A 3,616-nucleotide genomic window follows, 5' to 3' on the forward strand; every position below is an offset into this window, starting at 1 on the left:
GCCGGGGCCCGCGCAGCCGTCCAGCCAGCGGGCGTCGCGGCCCTCGACGGGTGCGGCGGCCAGGGCGGCGGCGACGAGCTGGCTGCCCTCGTCCTGGACGCCCGCCCGGCCCTCCTGGACGGCCTCCAGCGCTCCGGGCTCGCCGCCCTCGGCCATCCGGACCGCGTACGGCGACCAGCGGCCCGGCAGGGAGTTGTCCTCGCCCAGGGCCGTGGCCAGCTCGTCGGTGGTGGAGCGGCCGGGGCGGGCCGCCAACGTCACCTCGGGCCGCTCGTTGTCGGCTTCGAGGAGGTCCTCGATGCCCGCCCGGCCGCCGCCCAGCGCGTCCCAGAGGGCGGAGACGATCCAGCGGGGATGGGAGTGCACGACGGACAGGTGGTCCTCGGCGTCCTCGTCGTACGGCGGGGCGACCTTCTCCACCCAGCCGTCGAGGTCGTGGGCGGTGACCTTGCGCAGGACCGCGTTGACGAACTTCGCGCGCCCCTCCCCCAGCACCACCCGGGCCAGCTCCACGCTGGCGGAGACGGCCGCGTGGGTGGGGATGCGGGTGCCCAGCAGCTGGTGGACGCCCATGTTCAGGACGTCGAGGACCGGCGGGTCGACCTCGCGCAGCGGCCGGTCGATGCAGGCCGCCACGATCGCGTCGTACGTGCCCTGGCGGCGCAGTGTCCCGTAGACCAGCTCGGTCGCCAGCGCCGCGTCCCGGCCGTCGAAGTCGCCCTTGGCACGGGCCTTCTTCAGCAGCGGCGGCAGTACGAGGTTGGCGTACGCGTCGCGCTCGTCGACGGCCCGGAGCGCCTCGAAGGCGAGGAAACGGACCGGGTCCTTCTGCGGACGGCGGTGGGGCTTTGCGGGACGGCGACGCGGCTGGTCGTTCACGTGAAAGGTGCTCCGCTGATGGTGAGAGGGGCGAACCCTCCCAGCGTACGTCGCCGTCCCCGGGCGCCCGAACGGCAGCCCGGACCCCTGGGCCCCGACCGTCCCCGCCGCTCGGGACGCCTCCCTACAGGCCGAGCAGCTCGCCGTGGACGATGCGGACGCCGCGCGCCCAGTCGGCGGCCTTCATCGGCTTCTTGCCCTGCGGCTGGACCCAGAGCAGCTCGACCGCGTGCGATCCGGTGCCCACGTACACGTTGTTCTTGGCGGCCGACAGCTCGCCGGGGGCCAGGTCGGTGCGGTCAAGGACCGGCATGGCCTGGATCAGCTTGAGCCGCTCCCCGCGGAACAGGGTCCAGGCGCCGGGGGCCGGGGTGCAGCCGCGCACCACCCGGTCGACCCGCAGGGCGGGTGCGGACCACTGGACCTGGGCGTCCTCGACGGTGATCTTCGGGGCCAAGGTGACGCCGTCGTCGGGCTGGGGCACGGCGTGCAGCGTGCCGTCCTCGATGCCGTCCATGGTGGCGGCGAGCAGCCCGGCGCCGGCGAAGGCGAGCCGGGTGAGCAGGTCGCCGCTGGTGTCGGTGGGGCGGACCTCCTCGGTGAGGACGCCGTAGACCGGGCCGGAGTCCAGGCCCTCCTCGATCAGGAAGGTCGACGCGCCGGTCACCTCGTCCCCGGCCATCACCGCGTGCTGGACCGGCGCCGCGCCCCGCCAGGCGGGCAGCAGCGAGAAGTGCAGGTTGACCCAGCCCCGGGCGGGCACGTCGAGGGCGACCTTGGGCAGCAGGGCGCCGTAGGCGACGACCGGGCAGCAGTCCGGGGCGATCTCGCGCAGCCGGGCGAGGAACTTCTCGTCCCGGGGCCTGGCGGGCTTGAGGACCTCGATCCCGGCCTCCTCCGCCCGCTCGGCCACCGGGCTCGCGACGAGTCGGCGCCCCCGCCCGGCAGGGGCGTCCGGACGGGTCACGACGGCGGCCACCTCATGGCGGCCGGAGGCGATCAGGGCGTCCAGTGCGGGGACGGCGACTTCGGGGGTGCCGGCGAAGACGAGCTTCATGGGTGGCTGACTGCCTCTCGGGCCAAGACGTACGGTGACGAGCAGCACACCAGTCTAGGGGCTCCCGTTCGGATCGGGCCGGTGAGGGCGGGCGCCGCCCAGGGGGCGTACGTGCGCCGCGCACGCCCCGTGCATACGCACATACGCCCCGATAGCGTGACCACATACCCGGCTCGGGCGTTGGTCAAAGGAGATTGACCGAAGCGGGCCGCCCCGATGCGGCCCGATCCCTTTCAACGCCGGTTCGAGAGGCTTCTTCATGGCCGACCACGCAACGCACGACGCCCAAGCGCGGGCCAGTCTGCATCTTCTGGTGCGGGACATCGAGCGGGTCCGGCGGCAGGTGGACGCGCTGCGCACCCTCACCGCCCAGCTGGGCAACGTCTACCGTCCGCGCCGCTCCGGCCCCTCCGCGGGCTTCGTCGTCTACGGCAGGGCCCCGGCCCCCACCGTCCGCCTCGCGCAGGAACTGCGGGACAGCGTCGAGACCCTGGTCACGGCCGCGGTGGACTTCGACCGATCGCTGGGCTTCTCCTGGGACGCGGTGGGCTCCGCCCTCGGCGTCACCAAGCAGGCCGTGCACCGCCGTTACGGAACGCGCCGGACCACGCCGCAGCCCGGCTCCGAGACGAGCGCCGAGAACGCGGCCGCGCCGCGTCCGGTCCCCGTCGGACCTGGGCTGGCCGGGTCCGTCGCGGGGCCCGGCTCCCCGGTGCCCTCGGTTCCGGCGGCCCGCTCGATGCCACCACAGCCTCTCGCGGACCGGCCGGTCCGCGAGGAGCTGCGCCCCGGCGCCTTCCCGGGCCCCCGCAACGGCTGACCGCACGCCGCCCCTCTGCCCCACCGTGCCGGTCGCACGGCGGGGCAGTCCGATGTCCGGGCCCCCCTGCCTGTGCGGGCCGACAGGCTGTCGCGGGCCCCTCCCCCGCGGCCTCAGCCGATGTCGGGCGGGTCGATCCTGATGCGCACCGGGTCGGTCGCCCCTTTGGCCATGCGGGCCGCGAGCGCCGTCTTCAGAGCGCGGGCGAGCGCCGCCCCGCGTCCCGGGACCACCCGGATCAGGGCGCGCTCCCAGGTCTCGCCCGGCGGGGCGTCCCCCGGTCGGCGGGGCCTGCCGGGCTCGGCCGACGGGACGGGCACCGGACCCAGGATCTCGGCCTCCGGCGGCAGCCCGGCGGTCCGGAGGAACGCGGCCAGGGCCTCGGCCGGGCCGGTCGCCGAGGCCATCCGGGAGACCGGCGGGAAGCCCAGCTCGGCCCGCTCCGCCAGCTCCCGCCGGGCGAATCCCGCCGGGTCCCAGCGGACCAGCGCCTGCACCGCACGCTCTGTCGGCTCGGCCACGATCACCACCGTGCCGCCCTCTTCCTGGCTCCGCACCAGCGCCCCCGCCGCCGTCCACCGGCGCAGCGCCTCCTCCCCCGCGCGGAGATCGGGGCGGCCGAGCATGGCCCAGCCGTCCAGGAGCAGGGCCGCCGCGTACCCGCCCTCGGCGACGGGCTCGGCGCCGGGGGTGGAGACGACCAGAGCGGGAGTGTCGGGCACCGCGTCCAGGATGTGGTCGCGCCCCGAGGTGCGGACGGGCACGGCGGGGAAGGCCCGGCCCAGCTCCTCCGCGGTGCGGCGGGCGCCGACGATCTGGGCCCGCAGCCGGGTGGAGCCGCACTCCGCGCAGTGCCAGGC

General features: G+C 75.9%; 4 protein-coding genes. 1 reads left to right on the top strand and 3 read right to left on the bottom strand.

The window, feature by feature from the left end:
* The coding region (locus tag CR470_RS36570) for a transcription antitermination factor NusB (RefSeq protein ID WP_306667839.1) at window positions 1-879 on the bottom strand (879 nt) is incomplete at its 3' end.
* 124 nt (window positions 880-1,003) lie between these two features.
* A complete protein-coding gene (gene fmt, locus CR470_RS36575) occupies window positions 1,004-1,936 on the bottom strand; it encodes a methionyl-tRNA formyltransferase (RefSeq protein WP_097871958.1) in 933 nt (310 codons plus the stop codon).
* A 259-nt stretch (window positions 1,937-2,195) separates the two neighbouring features.
* Here fmt and CR470_RS36580 point away from each other — a divergent pair, with 259 nt between their 5' ends.
* Window positions 2,196-2,756, top strand: coding sequence for a hypothetical protein (locus CR470_RS36580; protein WP_097871961.1), 561 nt, complete (start codon window positions 2,196-2,198; stop codon window positions 2,754-2,756).
* Window positions 2,757-2,869: 113 nt separating this feature from the next.
* Here the strand turns inward: CR470_RS36580 and CR470_RS36585 are convergent.
* The coding region (locus CR470_RS36585) for a primosomal protein DnaI (protein WP_097871963.1) at window positions 2,870-3,616 on the bottom strand (747 nt) is incomplete at its 5' end.

This window comes from Streptomyces sp. rh34 (assembly GCF_002551245.1).
Lineage (GTDB): Bacteria > Actinomycetota > Actinomycetes > Streptomycetales > Streptomycetaceae > Streptomyces.